Below are 20,604 nucleotides of genomic sequence, written 5' to 3'. Positions count from 1 at the left end.
GAAAAAAATCATTAAATCATTTATAATTAATACCTTTAGTTAGACCGGAATGTAAGAATATGATAAGATGAAGTAGAGAACATTTTGGAAAAAGTGGTAGTGTAAACACTTTCAAATTGTTCTTATTGTATATGAGGTGTGTGTAGGTAATGGATAAAAAGATGAATATTGCTATTGATGGCCCTGCCGGAGCAGGTAAAAGTACAGTTGCTAAACTAGTTGCTGAACAATTAGAGTTTCTTTATATTGATACAGGTGCTATGTATCGAACGCTCACATTAGCAGCTTTACGTGAAGAAATTAGTCTTGAAGATGAAGACGTACTAACAGAATTGTTATCAAGGACAACCATCCATCTTGAGCATGAAAAAAAGGGTGTTCGAGTATTTTTAAATAGTGAAGATGTGACAGAAGAAATTCGAACGAATCATATAACAGCTAATGTGTCCCAAGTCTCTAGTCATGAAGGTGTCCGGATTGAAATGGTCGAACGCCAAAGAAAGCTTGCCGAAAAAGGTCAGGCCGTGCTAGATGGGAGAGATATTGGTACATATGTCCTTCCAGATGCAAAAGTAAAAGTGTTTTTAACTGCATCAGTAGAAGAACGCGCTAGACGTCGATATGAAGAACAAGTTGAAAAGGGTATGTCCGTAAATTTAGAAAAGTTAAAACAAGAAATAGCCCATAGAGATCAACTAGATTCTACACGAACTTTTGCTCCTTTAAGAAAAGCGGATGATGCGGTGGAGATTGATTCAACAACTCTTACAATTCCAGATGTAGCAAAAGCAATTATCGAGTTAGCTAAGGAAAGGGCAAAATAAAATGGGGATTTATCAATTTGGTCAAAATGTTAGTAAAATGTTTCTCTCAACATCTTACAAAGTTGAAGTGATCGGAAAAGAGAATATTCCTGAAGATGGTCCAACTATTTTATGTTGTAACCATATTCATAATTTTGATCCTCCACTTTTAGGAGCATACATTAAACGCCAATTACATTATATGGCTAAGCAAGAACTGTTTGAGATGCCCATATTAAAGAACTTATTGCCACGACTAGGTGCTTTTCCTGTAAGACGAGGTATGAGTGATAAACAAGCAATCCGAACAGCAATGAAATTTTTGAAAGAAGGAAAAATGATTGGTCTTTTTCCTGAAGGGACTAGAAGCAAAGATGGTCAATTAGGAAAAGGGTTATCTGGCGCAGGTTTCTTCGCATTAAGAACAGAAGCAGTCGTGATTCCTTGTGCAATTATTGGTCCATATAAAGCGTTTAAATCTTTAAAATTAGTATATGGAACGCCTATCGATTTCACTCAACTAAGGGAGCAAAAGGCTTCGGCTGAGGAAGCAACAGAGCGGATCATGGAAGAAATTAAAAAGCTCATTGATAAACATGAGCCAAAACAGTAGTTATTACTTTTCTTTCGCTTGCGTGAAAGATAGATAAAATACTAGTTACATACCGCAAAAATAGCGGGGATTGAAGGAGGCAAAAGTCAATGGTCGAAGAAATGAACAAAGAAGTAACAGAGATGAAATCATTTTCTGTGGGAGATGTCGTAACAGGAAAAGTGACAAAAGTCGAAGATAAACAAGCGTTTGTCGATGTCGGTTTTAAAGTAGATGGGATTGTGCCCATAAGTGAACTTTCAAGTTTGCATGTCGAAAAAGTAAGTGATGTTCTTTCAGTTGACGATGAGCTCGAGTTAAAAGTTCTTAAATTAGAGGATGATGAGCTGATCCTTTCAAAGCGAGCAGTACAGGCAGAGAAAGCATGGGACGAGCTTCAATCCGCTTATGATAGTGGAAAAGTTCTAGATGTAACCGTAGCAGATGTTGTTAAGGGAGGTCTTGTGGTCGACGTTGGTGTGAGGGGCTTCATTCCTGCTTCATTAGTAGAACGTCATTTTGTTGAAGATTTCTCAGATTATAAAGACCGAACGCTACGTGTGAAAGTAGCAGAAATAGACAAGGAAAATAATAAATTGATCCTTTCTCAACGAGCTGTTCTTGATGAAGAAGTGGAAGACAAAAAGCGCAATGTACTTCAATCACTAAAAGCAGGAGATACGGTTGAGGGCAAGGTTCAGCGTTTAACGGATTTTGGTGCTTTCATTGATCTTGGTGGGGTTGATGGTTTGGTCCATATATCTCAGCTTGCTCACCATCGTGTTGAAAAACCCTCAGATGTTGTAAATGAAGGTGACGTAGTTCAAGTAAAGATTCTGTCGGTAGATGAAGATAGTGAGCGTGTATCTTTATCAATTAAAGATACTTTGCCAGGGCCTTGGGAAAGCTACTCAGGTAAAGTAGCTGTTGGAGATGTTGTCGAAGGTGTAGTGAGACGTCTCGTATCCTTTGGAGCATTTATTGAATTAGCACCTGGTGTTGAAGGTCTCGTTCATATTTCGCAAATTGCCAACCGTCACATTGGTACCCCATCTGAGGTATTGACAGAAGGTGAAACCGTTGAAGTGAAGGTTCTTGATGTGAATATTGAGGAAAAAAGGATTTCATTAAGTATTAGAGATTTACTTGAAGAGGAGGAATCTAGTGATGCTGATTTTCAAGCCTATGAGGCGGCAAAAGAAGAAGAATCATCTGGTTTCTCTCTTGGAGATATGATTGGAGATCAATTAAAAAAATACAAAAATTAATAAATAGGGTGATATGGTGAGTCGATCTATTAGGAAGTTAGATCATATTGAACACGCCCTTTCGACAGGGCCTTCTCTAACACATGGATTTGATGACTTGAAGTTTATTCATAATAGCCTTCCAGAAGTAAATTATAAACAAATTAACCTATCAACCAAAATCGGCGAACTTTCATTAAGTTCGCCGATTTTTATCAATGCGATGACAGGAGGAGGAGGAGAACGCACCAAAGAAGTTAACCGGCAGTTAGCGGAAGTCGCAAAGGAGACGGGAATCGGAATGGCTGTAGGCTCTCAAATGGCAGCGTTGCGGGACCCATCCCAGCAAGATAGTTTTCGAATTGTGCGAGAAACGTACCCGCATGGAACGATCCTGGCCAATTTAGGAAGTGAGGCGACTGTAGAGCAAGCAAAGGTCGCTGTTGACATGCTTGAAGCCAGTGCGCTCCAGATTCACTTAAATGTGATTCAAGAGTTAGTGATGCCAGAAGGTGACCGTGATTTTGCGTTTACAATTGAGCGTATCGAAAAAATAGTAGCCTCCTTAAACGTTCCAATTATTGTCAAAGAAGTTGGGTTTGGCATGAGCAAAGAGACGGTTCAAACTTTGACATCTATTGGTGTGATGGCTGTGGATGTCGGGGGATATGGGGAACCAATTTTTCCAAAGTAGAAAATAGGCGCAGAAACAATCAGCTTGATTTTTTTGATGAATGGGGGATTACAACAGCTTGTTCACTTATTGAAGCTTATCATGCTGTTGGAGATGTTTACGTTATTTCCTCAGGCGGACTCAGAAGTGCAATTGATTTAGCGAAATCAATTGCCTTGGGTGCATCCGCGGGGGGATTTGCTGGCTATTTCTTAGAGGTTTTAATGAAACACGGACAACTTGCACTTATAGATGAAATACAAAAAATCCATGAAGAGCTTCGTTTAATCATGACAGCAGTGCAGGCAAAAACGTTATTCGAGTTACAAAAGAAACCACTGATAATATCTGGAGATACATACCACTGGGCTAGTCAACGAGGCTTTGATGTATCAATTTTTAGCCGGAGGTAGTACAAAAAAGGTCGCATTTGTAGATGCGACCTTTTTTCTCGCATGCGTTACGGTCTTTGTTGTTTTCTTGCCTGTTCTGGACTTTGCATCTTGCTAGCTCCAGGGTAATGTAAGTTTTGGTCACGATCGGACTCTACACGACCAGATTTCTTTAATTTAGATTCTTGGCGATCTCTTCCCATTTAGTACCCTCCTTTTTCTCATTTAGTATTTGTTTTACTAGATTTTCTATGTATTTATATGGTTAGAACTTTCACGATTCGTCGATACTTTTAAAAAAGGAGGTGGAAGCATGGAAGGAATATTTATCTATTGGTTTGGATGGGCTTTATGGGTTATCATTACTTTTTTTTGGTCAAAATCAAAAGCGAGATTTTGGACAGCGCTGTCTTTATTAAGCTTATTTATACTATTGCCTACCACCATGGAGATTGCAAATATTTCATTCCATTTCGTTTATTTCCTTTTATCTATTTACGTATTTTGGCAAATGAGCAACGAAAAGAAATTTAATCTTGCCCATTCTTTTGTTGCTTCGATAACGATCGGGGCTGCTTTTGCTGGGTTTCAAATGTTGCTCATCTATGACCCTGTCGTTGCGTATATTGATAGTCGGTGGATGACAGGGTTGTTAGTAGCAGTTATTGCTTTTTTTCTTACTGCTTCATTTAAGCACCGCCTTTTGATTGCAGTTGGAGGATTAATTCAAGGTGAATTATTAACGGGGTTAGTGAGTCAACACCATTTGAAGATGGAGTATGTGATAGGAAGTTTGTTATTTTTTTGATATCATTGCCATCGTTGTTTTTTTATATAGTGTCATTTGGTGTTTAAATAAGATGGCTATTCTGTTATCAAGATTGCTGCTAAAAGAAGCTAAAACAACCATACTAGAACAAAGTTCTTAAAAAGTAGAGTCGACAACATGGAATAAATCAAGTAGAATAAACAAGTTGCAAGAAAAATGGATGATTTTACATAGTAAATGAGAAAGGTTGTGACGTTATGACCAAGCCTGTTGTAGCGATAGTCGGACGTCCTAATGTAGGGAAGTCAACGATATTTAACAGAATTGTAGGAGAACGGGTAGCTATTGTCGAAGATATGCCAGGGGTGACTCGTGATCGTATTTATAGCAAAGGGGAATGGTTAAATCGCGAATTTAATTTAATTGATACAGGTGGAATTGAATTAGGAGATGAACCGTTATTAATACAAATGAGGGCTCAAGCAGAACTTGCGATTAAAGAAGCTGATGTTATCATTTTTATTGTAAATGGCAGAGAAGGAATTACAAGTGCTGACCAAGAGGTTGCCAAAATATTATTTCGTTCAGACAAGCCTGTCGTATTGGGTGTGAATAAAATTGATAATCCAGATATGCAAGAAGAGCTCTACGAATTTTATTCATTAGGAATGGATACACCTTATCCAATTTCAGGTTCGCATGGTTTAGGCTTAGGAGACTTGTTGGATGATGTTATTAAACACTTTCCAGACGAAGAAGAAGATCCGTATGATGAAGACACGATTCGCATATCTTTAATTGGACGACCTAATGTCGGCAAATCATCTCTCGTTAATGCGATGTTAGGGGAAGAACGGGTTATAGTTAGTAATATCCCTGGTACCACCCGCGATGCAATCGATACTCCGTTTACAAAAGATGATCAAGACTATGTTTTAATTGATACAGCAGGAATGCGTAAGCGTGGAAAGGTTTACGAAGCGACTGAAAAATATAGCGTTTTGCGTTCGTTAAAAGCGATTGAGCGGTCAAATGTTGTCCTTGTCGTCATCAATGCCGAAGAAGGGCTTATCGAGCAAGATAAGAAGATTGCCGGCTATGCACATGAAGCAGGTCGCGCCGTGATGATTGTCGTGAATAAATGGGATGCGGTTGAAAAAGATGACAAAACGATGAAGAACTTTGAGACGAAGCTTCGCGAAGAGTTATTATTTTTAACGTATGCGCCAATTTTGTTTGTTTCAGCTAAAACAAAACAGCGATTGCAACATGTGTTGCCGATGGTGAAAAAGGTTTCGGAAAATCACCATTTACGTGTTCCAACTAATGTCTTAAACGATATGATTATGGATGCCGTTGCCATGAATCCTACTCCTACGGATAAAGGAAAACGTCTGAAAATTAATTATGTTACCCAAGTGGCAGTCGAACCACCTACGTTTGTTTTCTTTGTAAATGAGCCGGAGCTTATGCATTTCTCGTATGAGCGTTTCTTAGAAAATCGCCTACGTGCGACGTTTGATTTTGAAGGAACTCCGATAAAAATATTTGCAAGAAAGAAAAATGCCTAACGAGCTATTCAAAAAGGTTACTCCTTTTTGAATAGCACTAATTTGAATGGAAACATGTAGCAAGACCAGTTAAAATAAGCTTAACATAGAGAAACAACATTCAAATCTAGTAATAAGGAGAGCCGTAGAGGTGGGGGAAGGTAAATGTATGTATTTGGACTAATACTCGTTATTTTAATCGGATACTTATTAGGGTCACTAAGCTTTAGTTATATAATTGCAAAAAAAATCAAAAAAGTAGATATTCGTCAGCATGGAAGTGGAAACGCGGGGGCCACGAATACTTTAAGAGTGCTAGGTCTAGGACCTGCTTTATGTGTTCTAGCTCTCGACGTGTTAAAGGGAATCGTTGCTGTATGGATTGGGGTTATTTTTTCTCCGGATGAATTAGGGTGGTATCCTGCACTAGCTGGCTTTGCTGCTATTCTCGGTCATAACTGGCCTGTTTATTATGGCTTTCGAGGAGGAAAAGGAGTTGCAACAACCATTGGAGTGTTAGCGACGTTGGTGTTTTTTCCAGCTTTGTTTGCAGGAATCATTGCTATTGGAAGCATTTTTGTTACGAGGTTTGTTTCGTTAGGCTCTATTTTGTTTGCCGTATTAACACCCGTTTTCACTTTTTTCTTTCTTGCATATTATGATTATCCTATTCTTTATGGTTATTTAACCGTCATAGTTGCGGTTCTTTCTGTATGGAGACACCGAACGAACATCAAACGCTTACTAGCAGGATCAGAAAGCAAAATAGGGCAGAAATCGTCATAAAGGAAAGGTGTGAATCAATTGACTAAGGTTGCTGTTATAGGAGCAGGTAGTTGGGGAACGGCCTTAGCTATGGTACTTGCAGATAATGAAATAGACGTTAACATTTGGGCGAGAAGAAAAGAGCAAATCGCTGAAATAAATGAACATCACACAAACACAAAATATCTTCCGGATATAGGACTGTCTGATCGAATTGTTGGATTTACGAATATGGAAGATGTTCTAGATGGTGTGGATGTTGTTTTACTCGTTGTTCCGACAAAAGCAATTCGAGAAACCGTAAGAGAAATGGCTTCTGTGTTATCAAAAGAAGTTACAATCATTCATGCGAGTAAAGGAATTGAACCAGGTAGTCATAAACGAATATCAGAAATGATTGAAGAAGAGATGAATAACAGCGGAAAGTTAAAGGATGTTGTTGTATTGTCTGGACCTAGTCATGCAGAAGAGGTAAGCCTTCGTCAACCTACAACTGTAACGGTATCATCAAAAAGGTTAGCGGCTTCTGAGTTAGCGCAAGACTTATTTATCAATCAACATTTTCGTGTGTATACAAACACGGATTTAGTTGGAGTAGAAATAGGTGGAGCTTTGAAGAATACAATTGCTCTTGTTTGTGGTCTAACTGATGGTATGAAAATGGGAGATAATACAAAAGCGGCCATTATGACACGTGGGTTGGCAGAGATCGCACGAGTTGGGGTGAAGCTTGGAGCAAACCCGTTAACGTTTGCAGGTCTCTCGGGATTAGGAGATTTAATTGTTACATGTACGAGTATGCATTCACGCAATTATCGTGCTGGTTATATGATTGGTCAAGGTAAAACATTAGAAGAGGTATTAACTTCAATGGGAATGGTTGTAGAAGGGATTCGTACGACAAAGGCTGCGTATGAATTAGCTACTAAACTTGAAGTCGACATGCCAATTACGTCCGCACTTTATGCTGTATTATTTGAAGGCCTACAGCCCGCTCAAGCAACGGAACGATTAATGGGAAGAGTTAAAAAACATGAAGTGGAACAACTGAATATTGATTTTTAATGGAAGAAAATAAGTCATTTGTGCACCTTCTTCTTATCGTTGCATATGATATCTTGATATTACGAAAGAGGGAGGGCACATCATGTTTCAAAATAATGACTCATCTTTCATGGACCAAATCCAAAAGAAAACAAATGTAAAGCCTGACGAATTGATGAAGCTAGCTAATTCGGTTAGCAACACAAATCTTCAAGATGAAACGGCTGTTAGAGAGCTCATTGCACAAGTGGCAAAATTAGCAGGCAAACCAGTTTCAAAAGAGAAAGAAGATCAAATTGTTAAGGCTATTACAAACAATGAAATGCCAATGGACTTTGCTTCACTTGCAAAAATGTTCAATAAAAAATAAATGGACCAAGTAGCAAATGCCACAAGCAAAATGGTGGTTCATGCATATACTTGTAAGGAACGAACATTACTATAGGGCTGTGTTTTAGACGAAGGGTTTCGTCGTTTGGAGAAGTGTGCCCCCACTTCTCCAATTTTTTTGAGGAAAAGGCTTTTTTAGGTGAGGAGTGAGTTAACTCCTTTTACTCTACCTTTTGACATTTTATAAAATGAATTATTCATTTTTCATGTGAACAGAGGACAATTTCGTATGTCAGTCAAATTGACGTAAGACTGTCACCGACATTTTGGACAAGCTGTGCTATAATGTGATGGGCAAATAGGAATATGGAGGATGATAAATCGTGTCTCAAGCGATGATGAATATGTGGATCTCATTTATTGCACTTGCATTAATGTTTGTATCCGCTGGAACTGCTATTTTTAGTCGAGCAAAATTGAAAGGATGGCTACAAAAAGTAGTATTAGTCTTTTCATTTGTATGTTTACTTGTAGCTGGATGGATAGTCTTTCTTATTGTAATCATTGGGCCAACGGCTAGTTTATAATAAGAAAGGAGAGTTTGAATACACATGAAAAAGTTATTTTTCTTAGCAGTGACCACTTGTTTGTTGTTCTTAAATGGTTGCTTGTTTCCGGATGATCAACGGGCAGAAAATCGGTTGGCTTATCCTGATCAATTACAATCTGTTCAACATGCCGTAGATCAATTTCAAACAGATACAGGCGTGTTGCCTATTCGTACGTTTGATCAAAACACGTCACTTTATCAACGTTATATAATTGATTTTAATCAATTGGTGCCAAGATATTTACAACAACCACCAGGTACGGCATTTGAAAACGGTGGTGTTTTTCAATACGTACTAGTCAATGTAGAAGAAGCACCTGAGATAAAAGTAATTGATTTAACTTCACAGAGACAAATTCAACAGTTTCAACAAAAATTAAACGATTATATGAGAAAAAACCGTTTTGCGCCAATAGATGAGATGGTCGATGTTGGACTTTTTAAACTTGATTATGAAGCATTGAATTACAAAGAAGCACCACATGTAAGAAGCCCTTATCATGATACGTATTTACCATTATTGTTAACAAATGATGGTGAGATTATTATTGATTATCGAATTGATTTAAATATGATGCTGCAAGAGAAGGATCATAGCTTTGAAGAAGGTGAGGATATTCGATCACTTCTTTATGAAGATACCCCTTTTGTGCCGTTTAGAAGTGTTCCGTATGTGCTAGATGATAACGGAGAACCGGCTTATGCGATGGAACTTAGATAAAAAATTAATAGATTTCTCATTTTTTTGGTATAATGCTCCTTCCACGCTGATATATATATCAGAGGAAGGGGCATTATTGTTTTTCCCCTTCTCGGTAGCCCAAAAACGAGAATCTTCTTACTTTCTAGTAAAGGTTGTCATAAACCTTGGACAACATCATAGATATGATAGTGTCAGAGGTTTTCGGAAAGAAGTGGAGACTCAAATTTTTACTCGATCGGGAGGGGATCACGTGGAAAAGGTAGATATTTTCAAGGATATTGCTGAACGCACTGGCGGCGATATTTATCTAGGTGTAGTTGGTGCAGTTCGTACAGGGAAGTCGACATTCATTAAAAAATTTATGGAGCTAGTCGTTCTCCCGAATATTGAGAATGAATCCGAAAAGGCAAGAGCGCAAGATGAATTGCCACAAAGTGCAGCTGGTAAAACGATTATGACGACGGAACCCAAATTTGTTCCTAACCAAGCCATTTCCATTCATGTGGATGACGGTCTTGATGTGAATGTTCGTTTAGTCGATTGTGTTGGTTATGCCGTACCAGGGGCAAAGGGCTATGAGGATGATAATGGACCTAGAATGATTAACACTCCTTGGTATGAAGAGCCTATTCCGTTCCAAGAGGCAGCGGAAATTGGAACGAGAAAAGTCATTCAAGAGCATTCTACGTTAGGGGTTGTCGTAACAACAGATGGCTCAATTGGAGAAATCCCGCGTCAAGATTACTTAGAATCTGAAGCGCGTGTTGTCGAGGAATTAAAAGAAGTTGGAAAGCCGTTTATTATGGTTGTAAATAGTGTTCGGCCACATCACCCTGATACGGAACAACTTCGAAAACAGCTTTCTGAAGAGTATGATATTCCTTGTCTTGCGATGAGTATCGAAAGCATGACAGATCAAGATATTAACAACGTGCTTCGAGAAGTATTATATGAGTTCCCAGTTCATGAAGTGAATGTGAACCTTCCTAGTTGGGTTATGGTACTTAGAGAAGATCATTGGTTACGCCAAAGTTACGAAGAGTCTGTCCGCGAGACAGTTAAAGATATTAAAAGACTCCGTGATGTTGATCGAGTCGTCGGCCACTTTACAGAATATGAGTTTATTGATGATGCGCGCTTAGCGGGAATCGAAATGGGGCACGGAATAGCAGAGATCGATTTGTATGCTCCAGATGACTTATATGATCAAGTGTTAAAAGAAGTTGTTGGGGTTGAAATTAGAGGGAAAGATCACCTTCTTCAATTAATGCAAGATTTTGCTCATGCAAAAGAAGAGTATGATCAAGTAGCTGATGCTCTCCGAATGGTAAAACAAACCGGTTATGGCATTGCTGCTCCAGCTTTATCGGATATGAGCTTAGATGAGCCGGAAATTATTCGTCAAGGTTCTAGATTTGGGGTAAGGTTAAAAGCAGTTGCACCATCTATTCATATGATCAAAGTAGATGTAGAATCTGAATTTGCTCCGATCATTGGTACGGAAAAACAAAGTGAAGAACTTGTTCGCTACTTGATGCAAGACTTTGAAGAAAATCCACTTTCCATCTGGAACTCTGATATTTTTGGGCGCTCGCTCAATTCAATTGTACGAGAAGGAATTTCGGCTAAGCTATCACTCATGCCGGAAAATGCTCGATACAAATTAAAAGAAACATTAGAACGAATTATTAATGAAGGTTCTGGTGGACTTATTGCCATTATCTTATAATAAATATCGTTGCATAGAAAGGACTCCCAAAGGGGAGTTCTTTTTGCTTTATTCTTTCTTTCTATGCTAAAATTTAAAAATGAAAACACAACCAATGGTAGCTGTACGAAATAACGATTCATTAGAATAACTTGTATGGAAGTTGATAGGCATTCTTTTTTATTCATGGTAAGATAGTCTTGTTAAATTAGAAAAGGGTGAATTTCCTGAGAAGAGGAGAGTTGAGATGAGCAATCAAAATGAATTTTTCGTGATAAAAGCGAAAGAAAATGGAGTCAATGTGATCGGGTTAACGAGAGGTTCAGATACACGGTTTCACCACTCAGAGAAATTGGATAAAGGTGAAGTGATGATCGCCCAATTTACAGAGCATACATCAGCTGTGAAGATTAGGGGAAAAGCCATTATACAAACAAGCCATGGAACAGTTGATACGGAAGAATAAGGCCGATGGAAAGATCTATGGTTATTGAATGTTGAAACCTATGTTATAATAAAATGCGGAATTTAATAGGCAACGACAACAATGAAGGACGGAATTTGGGGGATTTTATATGGTGAGTAAAAGTCAGTTTAATGATAAAGTGAAAGAGATCAAGAGGAGCTTCTACAGTTTAACAGAGCATTTATATCTACAGTCGTATGTTCCAGAACCAAAAATCGATGATGATAAGGTTCGTTTTTTATATGCTATGTTGAACAAACGACTATCTAATTCTGAGGCAAAATTGATCACAATTTCAGCATTATTGCTTCAAGCTGCATTAGACATGCACGATGAGGTCTCCCTTCATCCCGTTACTTCTGATAAATTGCGGAAAAACCGCCAATTAACAGTGCTCGCAGGTGATTATTATGTTGGACTGTATTATTATTTACTTGCAGAGAAAAACCATGTTCCAATGATTCGAGTTTTTAGTCAATCGATTCAGGAAATTAATGAGTCAAAGATGAGTTTATATCATACGGACCATGAGGGTGAGCTCCTTTATCAAGATGTCCAACAAATATCATCTCAGATTGAGTCAGCGTTAATGCAAAACATGGCTGATTATTTTGAACAGTCGGCTTGGAAAGGGGTCATCAAAGATTTCTTTTATTTAAAAAAGTTGCTGCAAGCGAAAAGTCAGTGGTTAGATGGCCAAAGCAACTCCATTATTCAGTCGATTATTCAAAATAAATTGCCAGATGAAGACAAGCTCCAAAGTATTGATAGAAGAGTAGAAGATATGAAAGATCAACTTTTATCTAAAAGCAAGAACCTTCACGCTTTTCAAAACTTTGTCATTGAGCATGTAGATGAGTTATTAGGAAATTCATCGTATCATGAAATAGCAGCAGAAGAAGGGTGAGCATGATGACACAAACGAAAGAAGAACGAGTTCATCAAGTTTTTGAATCAATTTACAAAAAGTATGATGTTATGAATTCAGTAATTAGCTTCCAACGTCATAAAGCATGGCGTAAAGATACGATGAAAATTATGAATGTCCAAAAAGGAGATTCAGCTTTAGATGTTTGTTGCGGTACAGCTGATTGGGCTATTTCATTAGCGGAAGAAGTTGGCCCAACAGGGCGTGTGGATGGCTTGGACTTTAGTAAGAACATGCTAAAAATAGGCCAGGAAAAAATCGAGGAGAAAAAACTGGACCAAGTTCACTTGCATCATGGTAACGCAATGGAGCTTCCGTATAAAGACAATGAATTTGATTTTGTAACCATTGGTTTTGGTTTGCGGAATGTACCTGATTACATGCAGGTGCTTCGGGAAATGCACCGAGTCGTAAAGCCTGGTGGAAAAGTTGTTTGCTTAGAAACGTCCCAACCGACAATTCCAGTATTTAAGCAATTATACTTTTTTTATTTTCGCCAAATTATGCCATTATTTGGAAAGATGTTCGCGAAAAGCTATGAAGAATATTCTTGGTTACAAGAATCAACGATGTCTTTTCCAGATCGAGATAAATTAGCTGATATGTTTCGTGAAGCAGGCTTTTCTAACGTACAAGTAAAAGCGTATTCAGGTGGAGTGGCTGCCATGCATCTAGGAATGAAAGCTAAATAACAGAATTGGAGCAGATATTTCGTGATTAGAAAGTTGAAGATTATTTTAGAAATGATAAAGTTTGAGCATACCGTTTTTGCATTACCTTTTGCTTTCTTTGGTGCAATTATGGGTGCTTTTATTGTGAATGGTACGGTGCCAAGTTTATCTCAATGGATTTGGATAACAGTTGCGATGGTTGGTGCAAGAAGTGCGGCAATGTCATTGAATCGGGTTATCGACGAAAAAATTGATAAACATAATCCGAGAACGGCTAACAGAGCGATCCCAGCGGGACTTGTTTCAAAAGTGGAAGTATTGCTTTTTATTATTATTTCATTTGGATTACTATTTTATGCAGCATTCCAGTTAAACATGTTAGCTGTCTACTTATTACCTGTTGCGGTGTTCTTTTTAGTTATTTATTCTTACACAAAGCGTTTTACTTGGATGTGCCATATTATATTAGGGATTACGATTGGACTTGCTCCACTTGGGGGTTGGGTTGGAGCAACAGGAACGTTAACGTGGGAAGCGTTACTCTTGTTCTTGGCTGTCGCGTTATGGACAGCCGGTTTTGATGTAATCTATGCAACTCAAGATGCTGATTATGACCGCGAGCATGGATTGTTCTCGATACCAAGTCGTTTTGGAATTGGACGAGCTTTAAAAATAGCACGTTATCTACATGTGATCAGTTTCCTCTCTTTTGTAAGTTTGTTTTTGTTTACTCCACTTGGCTGGCTTTATTTCATTGGTGTTTTAGTTGCTGGAGCCATTATGATTTATGAACATTCTCTTGTATCTGAGGATGATCTTTCAAAACTTAATGTCGCCTTCTTTACGATGAATGGAATTTTAAGCCTTGTATTGTTCGTGTTCGCGATAGGAGATGTCATGCTATGATTGAAGGGTTTAAAGGGATCTTTACAGTAGGGATAACAGGAGCTAGTGGGGCCATTTATGGGGTGCGGCTCACTCAGGAATTGTTAGCTAATTCTTATAAAGTACATCTAATCTTGACGGAAGCAGCTTGGCGAGTGTTTCAGGAGGAACTTTTACTTGATACATCTGATCGTGAAGCCATCTTAGATGAATTGTTTGGGAATTTTGGTGGCGAGCTACATACACACGATTTACATGATTATGGAGCTCCAATCGCAAGTGGTTCATATCAAAATGACGGGATGATTATTATTCCTTGTTCCATGGGGACACTTTCAGGAATCGCTCATGGGGCATCAGATAACCTTTTAGAACGAACAGCAGATGTTATGTTAAAAGAAGGACGGAAACTGATAATCGTGCCAAGAGAGACTCCTTTAAATCAGCTTCACTTAGAAAACATGTTACGCTTGTCCAAAGTGGGTGCAAAGATTCTACCTGCTATGCCAGGTTTTTATCATCTGCCAAAACGATGGATGATCTAGTTAATTTTCTTGTTGGAAAAGCACTTGATAGTTTAGGGGTTCAACATCAGCTCTTTACACGCTGGGGGGAAGAAAGATGAGTGTAGTCATTGGAGAGATCTCCTATACAAATATACGTCCTTTCTTTTTTTATTTGGATCGACCGATGCTAAAGGAGCACAACTGTCAATTTGTACCGCAAGTTCCTGCACAACTTAATAATGAAATGGCAAAAGGAAGAGTGGATATAGGTGGAATCTCTTCTTTTGCTTATGCAGAACATGCATTAGAATATACGCTTTTACCGAATCTATCCGTTACTTCTTATGGAGCGGTAAATTCTATTTTTCTCTTTTCGAAAGTTCCAATCAATGAGTTGAATGGGAAAAAGGTTGCATTAACATGGAGCTCGGCTTCATCAGTAAACTTGTTGAAAATTATTCTTGAGCATTTTTATTCCATGACGATTTCATATACGACAATGAATCCGAATGTAGGGAGCATGCTAGAAGATCATGATGCTTGTTTATTAATTGGGGATGATGCGATAGTAGCCAAGCGCGAATATGGATCATCGTTACATCATTATGATTTAGGTGAATTATGGTTTAACCAAACAGGCTTGCCAATGACGTTTGCCGTTTTTGCCGTTAGAAATGAAACGTTACGTCATCATCCTAGTTTAGTTGGCTTAATTTATCGCTCTTTTTTACAAAGTAAGCTGGAAAGTGAGTCCAAAAATTATCAGCCCATGATTGCTGAAATAGTTAAGTCACATGGCGGCGAAAAATCATTTTGGGACCATTATTTTCAAAAGCTTTGCAATGACTTTGGCCCAGAAGAACAAAAAGGGTTATTCTATTACTATCAGTTGCTATACAAAATGAAGTACTTAACAAATCCTGTGGAAAAATTGCAAATATGGGATGGGGCAATAAGCAAATAAATTTACATTAGACTAAGCTGACGAGTAAATCGTCGTGATGATGATATAAGGTGGACGACATGAAATTAGCAGAAATTTATATGCAATTCCAATCAGATATAACAATCATTGAGAAAGAGCTCGAGGATACCGTTAAAGCTAGGAACGATGTATTACAGGAGGCCGCCACGCAATTACTTAAAGCAGGTGGGAAGCGAATTCGTCCAGTATTTGTCCTTCTAGCTGCAAAATTTGGCCATTATGATATTAATGGCCTGAAGCATATTGCTGTTCCTCTTGAATTGATTCATATGGCTTCCCTCGTTCATGATGATGTGATCGATGATGCAGATTTACGTCGAGGTAAGAAAACCATTAAATCACAATGGGATAATCGTGTTGCGATGTATACGGGTGATTTTATTTTTGGGAAAGCTGTTGAAACATCTACATTTTTTACTGAACCTAAAATCCATCAAATACTGTCGAATGCCATGTTAGAAATGTGCCTTGGTGAAATTGAACAAATTCGGGACCAATATAATTGGGGACAAAATTTTCGTGTCTACTTACGAAGAATTAAGAGGAAGACGGCTTTGTTAATTGCGGTTAGTTGTGAACTTGGTGCCCTAGCAGCAAACGCTGATAAGGAAGTTCAAAGAAATCTTTATCAATTTGGTTATAATGTAGGTATGTCTTTTCAAATTACAGATGATGTACTAGATTTCGTCGGAACCGAAGAGCAATTAGGAAAACCTGCAGGTGGCGATTTACGCCAAGGGAACGTAACCTTACCAGCTCTATATGCCATGCATCATGATGAGTCGATTCAAATGGCTATTACAAAAATGCTGGCTTCAAATTATCCTGAAGACGTTGATATTTCTCCAATCCTCAAAGCGGTTAAAGCGTCTGGTGGAATCGAGTATTCTATATCAATTAGTGATTTATATTTAGAGAAAGCCTATGAGGCGTTAGAAAGGCTACCTGATCAACAGGAAAAGACGTATTTGCGTGAAATTGCAGCTTATATTGGGAAGCGCAAATTTTAAAGAATGTGCCAAAGGGTCAAACAGCCCTTATGGCACATTCTTGTTTTTTGTCTACTAAATGGAAATGATAGTGTTTTCCTAGAAAAAATTCACAACTTTTATTGTCCCCTTATCTACTATTTGTTATACTAATAAGGAAATATTACATACTCTGATAGGGGAGATTAACAAATGGAACGTACATATTTAATGGTTAAACCAGATGGGGTTCAACGTAATCTAATTGGAGACATTGTTTCACGTTTTGAAAAAAAAGGCTTCACGTTAGTTGGAGCGAAATTAATGACCATTCCTAAAGAGTTAGCTGAAACGCATTATGGTGAACACAAGGAACGTCCATTTTTTGGAGAATTAGTTAGTTTTATTACATCTGGTCCTGTTTTTGCAATGGTATGGGAAGGTGAAAATGTTATATCAACAGCCCGTACAATGATGGGTTCTACAAACCCTGCTGAAGCAGCACCTGGAACGATTCGTGGCGATTATGGAGTGCGAGTTTCAATGAATGTTATTCATGGATCTGATTCGCCAGCAAGTGCTGAAAGAGAGATTTCACTCTTTTTTGAGGAACAGGAACTGAATGAATATGATAAAGTAGTTAGTAAATGGGTATAATGTAAGCGCTAAAAAAAGTTCGTCCGATTATGGGCGGACTTTTTTTATCTTTTAGCTGTTATTGTGTTATTCTTCTTTTGAATGAAAAAATGACATAGCAATTTTTCTGTATTCGTCGTATGATTAACCCATTACATAACGGAGAGGTTACAGTATGAGTCAAGATTACGAACAATTTATTGATCAAGTTAAGAAAAAAACAGCCATTGATTTATCTCAATACAAAGAAGCACAGATGAAGCGTCGGTTAGAGTCACTTCGAAACAAGAAGGGATTTGATCAGTTTTTACCATTCTTTCAAGCCATGACGAAAGATAAGGATCTGTTTAATGAGTTTCTCGAGCGCATGACGATCAATGTTTCTGAATTTTATCGAAACGGACGAAGATGGGACGTTTTAGAGACAAAGATTCTTCCGAGACTTTTACAAGAAAGAAAAAAACTTAAGCTATGGAGCGCAGCTTGTTCGACTGGAGAGGAGCCTTACACGTTGGCTATGATCATGTCTAAGTTTATGCCGCTAACACAAGTATCTATTTTAGCTACTGATTTAGATCGAGCCATTTTAGAACGTGCGAAGTTGGGATTGTATACAGAGCGCTCCTTAAAAGAAGTGCCAAAAGACATCCTAACTGCTTACTTTGAAAAGGATCCGATGGGGTACAAAGTTCGAGATGAAGTGAAAAGAACGGTTCAATTTAAACAGCAAAATTTACTGGCTGATCGGTTTGATGACCAGTATGATTTGATCGTTTGTCGAAATGTTATGATTTACTTCACAGAAGAAGCTAAGCATGAGCTATATTTGAAATTTAGTAAAGCACTTAGGCCTGGTGGTGTTTTATTTGTTGGAAGTACGGAGCAAATATTTAATCCGTCGTTGTATGATTTTGAATCAGAGGATACATTTTTTTATAAAAAATAAAATAGAAACATAAATAATACTTAGACGTTTGATCATAAGTTTGATAAAATGTCTAATTAATACCGAAATTGTCTAAATTTTTTGAGACAATAGGTGAAAGGTATGTTATAATTTAACGCATAAAAGCGATAAAGAGAAAGCGTTGTGGAAGTGGAGGAGTTTAGATGAGATATTTAACAGCTGGTGAGTCACATGGCCCGCAATTGACAACAATTATTGAAGGAGTTCCGGCTCAGTTAGAATTGCTTGCTGAGGATGTTAATAAGGATTTAGCACGTCGCCAAGGTGGTTACGGACGTGGAAGACGAATGCAAATAGAAAAAGATCAAGTTCAAATCTTAAGTGGAGTACGTCATGGGAAAACGACTGGTGCACCAATTGCACTTGTCGTTGAAAATAAAGACTGGACTCATTGGACAAAAATTATGGGTGCTGAACCAATTGGTGAAGAGGCAGAAAAAGAAGTAAAAAGAAAGCTAACTCGTCCGCGTCCTGGACATGCTGACTTAAATGGTGCTATTAAGTATGGGCATCGTGACATGAGAAATGTTCTGGAACGTTCCTCTGCACGTGAAACGACAGTACGAGTGGCAGCAGGTGCGGTTGCTAAGAAGATTTTAGCTAGTTTTGGGATAAAAGTTGGTGGACACGTCCTTGAAATTGGTGGAGTCAAGGCAGAGCATGTTACCTATGAATCAGTTGAAGATCTTCAAACAAGATCAGAAGCTTCTCAAGTTCGATGCTTGGATGAAGAAGCTAGTGTTAAGATGATGGAAGCGATTGATGCTGCGAAAAAAGATGGCGATTCCATTGGCGGGATTGTCGAGGTCGTTGTCGAGAACGTTCCAATTGGCTTAGGGAGTTATGTTCATTATGATCGTAAATTGGACGCCAAATTGGCAGCAGCAGTCATGAGTATTAATGCATTTAAGGGTGTAGAGATAGGTATTGGATTTGAGGCCGCTCATGTACCCGGCAGTCAAGTCCATGATGAAATTATTTGGGATGAGCAAAAAGGCTATACGCGAAAAACAAATCGTTTAGGTGGATTTGAGGGTGGAATGACGACAGGGATGCCGATTGTTGTTCGTGGGGTCATGAAACCAATTCCGACGCTGTATAAACCTCTTCAAAGTGTGGATATTGATACAAAAGAACCTTTTGAAGCAAGTATTGAACGTTCAGATAGCTGTGCGGTACCAGCGGCATCCGTAGTTGCGGAATCTGTTGTTGCATGGGAAATCGCGAATGCTTTGCTTGAAGCATTTGGACATGACCAAATGGAGACTATACAAGAAAATGTCGAACGCCATCAGTCTAAAGCGAGGGAGTTTTAATGAAGCAAGTTTTAATTGATACGAAGTCCAAAACGTACAAAGTTTTTATTGATGCTCGTTTACGTTTTACCATTGGGACATTACTCGAATCGATTGTAACACAACCTGTTTCATCTGTTTTTGTTGTCACTGATTCAGTAGTTGCCCCCCTTTATTTAGATGACGTAGTGGGAAGCTTTGAACAAAAGCTTCCTATTCACACAGAAGTCATTCCAAGTGGGGAAGCATCAAAGTCATTTTCTGTATACGAAAATGTGATGACGAAAGCACTTGAGTGCGGTCTTGATCGTAAATCTGTTATCGTAGCTTTAGGAGGCGGTGTTGTAGGTGATCTTGCTGGTTTTGTAGCAGCTACATATATGAGGGGCATACGTTTTGTTCAAGTTCCTACTACTCTTTTAGCTCATGATAGTAGTGTGGGGGGGAAAGTGGCGATTAATCATCCTCTAGGCAAAAACATGGTCGGGAGTTTTCATCAGCCTGAGGCCGTTTTTTATGATACAGAAACTCTATATTCATTGCCTGAAAAAGAATGGCGGTCAGGATTTGCTGAGGTAATCAAACATGGATTCATTCGTGATCAACGATTGTTATCGTGGTTGCAAAAGGAAGTGAGTTCATTTAACGATATTCCTGTGCAAATAGTGAACGATTTATTAGAACAGTCATTAGCGGTTAAAGCGAATATTGTAGCCGAAGATGAAACGGAATCAAGTGTTCGTGCTTATTTGAATTTTGGTCATACTCTTGCACATGCGATTGAATCAGAATTGGGATATGGCGAGGTAACCCATGGTGAAGCCGTTGCAATTGGGATGATCTATGCTTTAAAACTTAGTGAAAAAACATTTAAAGTAGATCTAGAAGTAGAAAAGTATGAGCAATGGTTTCAGCTGTTAGGATACAAAACCCAAATACCTAGCCATTTGCAGCCTGTTCAACTATTAAAGAAAATGCAATCGGACAAAAAGGCAGAAGCTGGAACAATTCGAATGGTTCTTTTACGTGAACTAGAAGAAGCGATTTTATTAGAGATCCCACCTAACAGTATAAAAGAGTTACTTGATGAACAATTGGAGGTGGAATAGGA

22 protein-coding genes and 2 pseudogenes are annotated in these 20,604 nt (G+C 38.4%); 23 read left to right on the top strand and 1 reads right to left on the bottom strand.

Going from position 1 to position 20,604, the window contains the following annotated elements:
• Positions 1–149: 149 nt before the first annotated feature.
• From cmk to fni, 4 genes and pseudogenes are all read left to right on the top strand, one after another.
• On the top strand, positions 150–824 hold the full coding sequence (gene cmk, locus JCM9140_RS04720; RefSeq protein ID WP_034743018.1) for a (d)CMP kinase: 675 nt from the start codon (positions 150–152) through the stop codon (positions 822–824).
• 1 nt (position 825) lies between these two features.
• A complete protein-coding gene (locus tag JCM9140_RS04715; RefSeq protein WP_034743016.1) occupies positions 826–1,416 on the top strand; it encodes a lysophospholipid acyltransferase family protein in 591 nt (196 codons plus the stop codon).
• An 89-nt stretch (positions 1,417–1,505) separates the two neighbouring features.
• On the top strand, positions 1,506–2,663 hold the full coding sequence (gene rpsA, locus JCM9140_RS04710; protein WP_034743014.1) for a 30S ribosomal protein S1: 1,158 nt from the start codon (positions 1,506–1,508) through the stop codon (positions 2,661–2,663).
• A gap of 16 nt (positions 2,664–2,679) precedes the next feature.
• A pseudogene (gene fni / locus JCM9140_RS04705) lies at positions 2,680–3,728 on the top strand (type 2 isopentenyl-diphosphate Delta-isomerase).
• A gap of 47 nt (positions 3,729–3,775) precedes the next feature.
• Here the strand turns inward: fni and JCM9140_RS22980 are convergent.
• Positions 3,776–3,910 (bottom strand): YpzI family protein, encoded by a 135-nt coding sequence (locus JCM9140_RS22980; RefSeq protein ID WP_081727563.1) that lies wholly within the window; start codon positions 3,908–3,910, stop codon positions 3,776–3,778.
• A 110-nt stretch (positions 3,911–4,020) separates the two neighbouring features.
• On the opposite strand from JCM9140_RS22980, the gene JCM9140_RS04700 reads away from it, so the two are divergent.
• The 19 genes and pseudogenes from JCM9140_RS04700 (at position 4,021) to aroB (ending at position 20,602) form a co-directional block, all read left to right on the top strand.
• Entirely contained in the window at positions 4,021–4,515 is a 495-nt protein-coding gene (locus JCM9140_RS04700) for a YphA family membrane protein (protein WP_034743012.1), read from the top strand.
• Between the two features lie 218 nt (positions 4,516–4,733).
• Positions 4,734–6,047 (top strand): ribosome biogenesis GTPase Der, encoded by a 1,314-nt coding sequence (gene der, locus JCM9140_RS04695; protein WP_034743008.1) that lies wholly within the window; start codon positions 4,734–4,736, stop codon positions 6,045–6,047.
• A 144-nt stretch (positions 6,048–6,191) separates the two neighbouring features.
• On the top strand, positions 6,192–6,812 hold the full coding sequence (plsY, locus tag JCM9140_RS04690) for a glycerol-3-phosphate 1-O-acyltransferase PlsY (RefSeq protein WP_034743006.1): 621 nt from the start codon (positions 6,192–6,194) through the stop codon (positions 6,810–6,812).
• 18 nt (positions 6,813–6,830) lie between these two features.
• Positions 6,831–7,856 (top strand): NAD(P)H-dependent glycerol-3-phosphate dehydrogenase, encoded by a 1,026-nt coding sequence (locus JCM9140_RS04685; RefSeq protein WP_034743004.1) that lies wholly within the window; start codon positions 6,831–6,833, stop codon positions 7,854–7,856.
• Positions 7,857–7,938: 82 nt separating this feature from the next.
• Positions 7,939–8,205, top strand: coding sequence for a stage VI sporulation protein F (locus JCM9140_RS04680; protein WP_034743002.1), 267 nt, complete (start codon positions 7,939–7,941; stop codon positions 8,203–8,205).
• 343 nt (positions 8,206–8,548) lie between these two features.
• Positions 8,549–8,752 carry a DUF2768 domain-containing protein gene (locus tag JCM9140_RS04675; protein WP_034743001.1) on the top strand — a complete coding sequence of 68 codons (204 nt, stop codon included), beginning with the start codon at positions 8,549–8,551 and terminating at the stop codon, positions 8,750–8,752.
• A 24-nt stretch (positions 8,753–8,776) separates the two neighbouring features.
• Positions 8,777–9,496: a YphF family lipoprotein gene (locus tag JCM9140_RS04670; protein ID WP_034742998.1), complete on the top strand. Its 720-nt coding sequence runs from the start codon at positions 8,777–8,779 to the stop codon at positions 9,494–9,496.
• Between the two features lie 232 nt (positions 9,497–9,728).
• Complete coding sequence (gene spoIVA / locus JCM9140_RS04665; RefSeq protein WP_034743063.1) at positions 9,729–11,207, top strand: stage IV sporulation protein A; 1,479 nt, start codon at positions 9,729–9,731, stop codon at positions 11,205–11,207.
• A gap of 226 nt (positions 11,208–11,433) precedes the next feature.
• On the top strand, positions 11,434–11,652 hold the full coding sequence (gene mtrB / locus JCM9140_RS04660; RefSeq protein WP_034742996.1) for a trp RNA-binding attenuation protein MtrB: 219 nt from the start codon (positions 11,434–11,436) through the stop codon (positions 11,650–11,652).
• Positions 11,653–11,761: 109 nt separating this feature from the next.
• Entirely contained in the window at positions 11,762–12,559 is a 798-nt protein-coding gene (locus tag JCM9140_RS04655; protein ID WP_034742994.1) for a heptaprenyl diphosphate synthase component 1, read from the top strand.
• Positions 12,560–12,564: 5 nt separating this feature from the next.
• Positions 12,565–13,272 carry a demethylmenaquinone methyltransferase gene (menG, locus tag JCM9140_RS04650; RefSeq protein ID WP_034743060.1) on the top strand — a complete coding sequence of 236 codons (708 nt, stop codon included), beginning with the start codon at positions 12,565–12,567 and terminating at the stop codon, positions 13,270–13,272.
• Positions 13,273–13,293: 21 nt separating this feature from the next.
• Entirely contained in the window at positions 13,294–14,157 is an 864-nt protein-coding gene (locus tag JCM9140_RS04645) for a UbiA-like polyprenyltransferase (RefSeq protein WP_034742992.1), read from the top strand.
• A pseudogene (locus tag JCM9140_RS04640) lies at positions 14,154–14,761 on the top strand (UbiX family flavin prenyltransferase). The gene JCM9140_RS04645 and the pseudogene JCM9140_RS04640 overlap by 4 nt, the downstream one beginning before the upstream one ends.
• Complete coding sequence (locus JCM9140_RS04635) at positions 14,758–15,606, top strand: menaquinone biosynthesis protein (RefSeq protein ID WP_034742988.1); 849 nt, start codon at positions 14,758–14,760, stop codon at positions 15,604–15,606. The pseudogene JCM9140_RS04640 and the gene JCM9140_RS04635 overlap by 4 nt, the downstream one beginning before the upstream one ends.
• A gap of 59 nt (positions 15,607–15,665) precedes the next feature.
• Positions 15,666–16,637, top strand: a complete 972-nt coding sequence (gene hepT / locus JCM9140_RS04630) for a heptaprenyl diphosphate synthase component II (protein WP_034742986.1) — start codon at positions 15,666–15,668, stop codon at positions 16,635–16,637.
• 171 nt (positions 16,638–16,808) lie between these two features.
• Complete coding sequence (gene ndk / locus JCM9140_RS04625; protein WP_034742984.1) at positions 16,809–17,252, top strand: nucleoside-diphosphate kinase; 444 nt, start codon at positions 16,809–16,811, stop codon at positions 17,250–17,252.
• Between the two features lie 154 nt (positions 17,253–17,406).
• Positions 17,407–18,177, top strand: coding sequence for a CheR family methyltransferase (locus tag JCM9140_RS04620; RefSeq protein WP_034742982.1), 771 nt, complete (start codon positions 17,407–17,409; stop codon positions 18,175–18,177).
• 164 nt (positions 18,178–18,341) lie between these two features.
• Complete coding sequence (gene aroC, locus JCM9140_RS04615; RefSeq protein WP_034742971.1) at positions 18,342–19,514, top strand: chorismate synthase; 1,173 nt, start codon at positions 18,342–18,344, stop codon at positions 19,512–19,514.
• Entirely contained in the window at positions 19,514–20,602 is a 1,089-nt protein-coding gene (aroB, locus tag JCM9140_RS04610; protein WP_034742969.1) for a 3-dehydroquinate synthase, read from the top strand. The genes aroC and aroB overlap by 1 nt, the downstream gene beginning before the upstream one ends.
• Positions 20,603–20,604 lie beyond the last annotated feature (2 nt).

The organism is Halalkalibacter wakoensis JCM 9140 (genome assembly GCF_000513095.1).
Lineage (GTDB): Bacteria > Bacillota > Bacilli > Bacillales > Bacillaceae_D > Halalkalibacter > Halalkalibacter wakoensis.
Note: the sequence above shows the minus strand (reverse complement) of the source record. Positions and strands in the feature narration are given on the sequence as shown.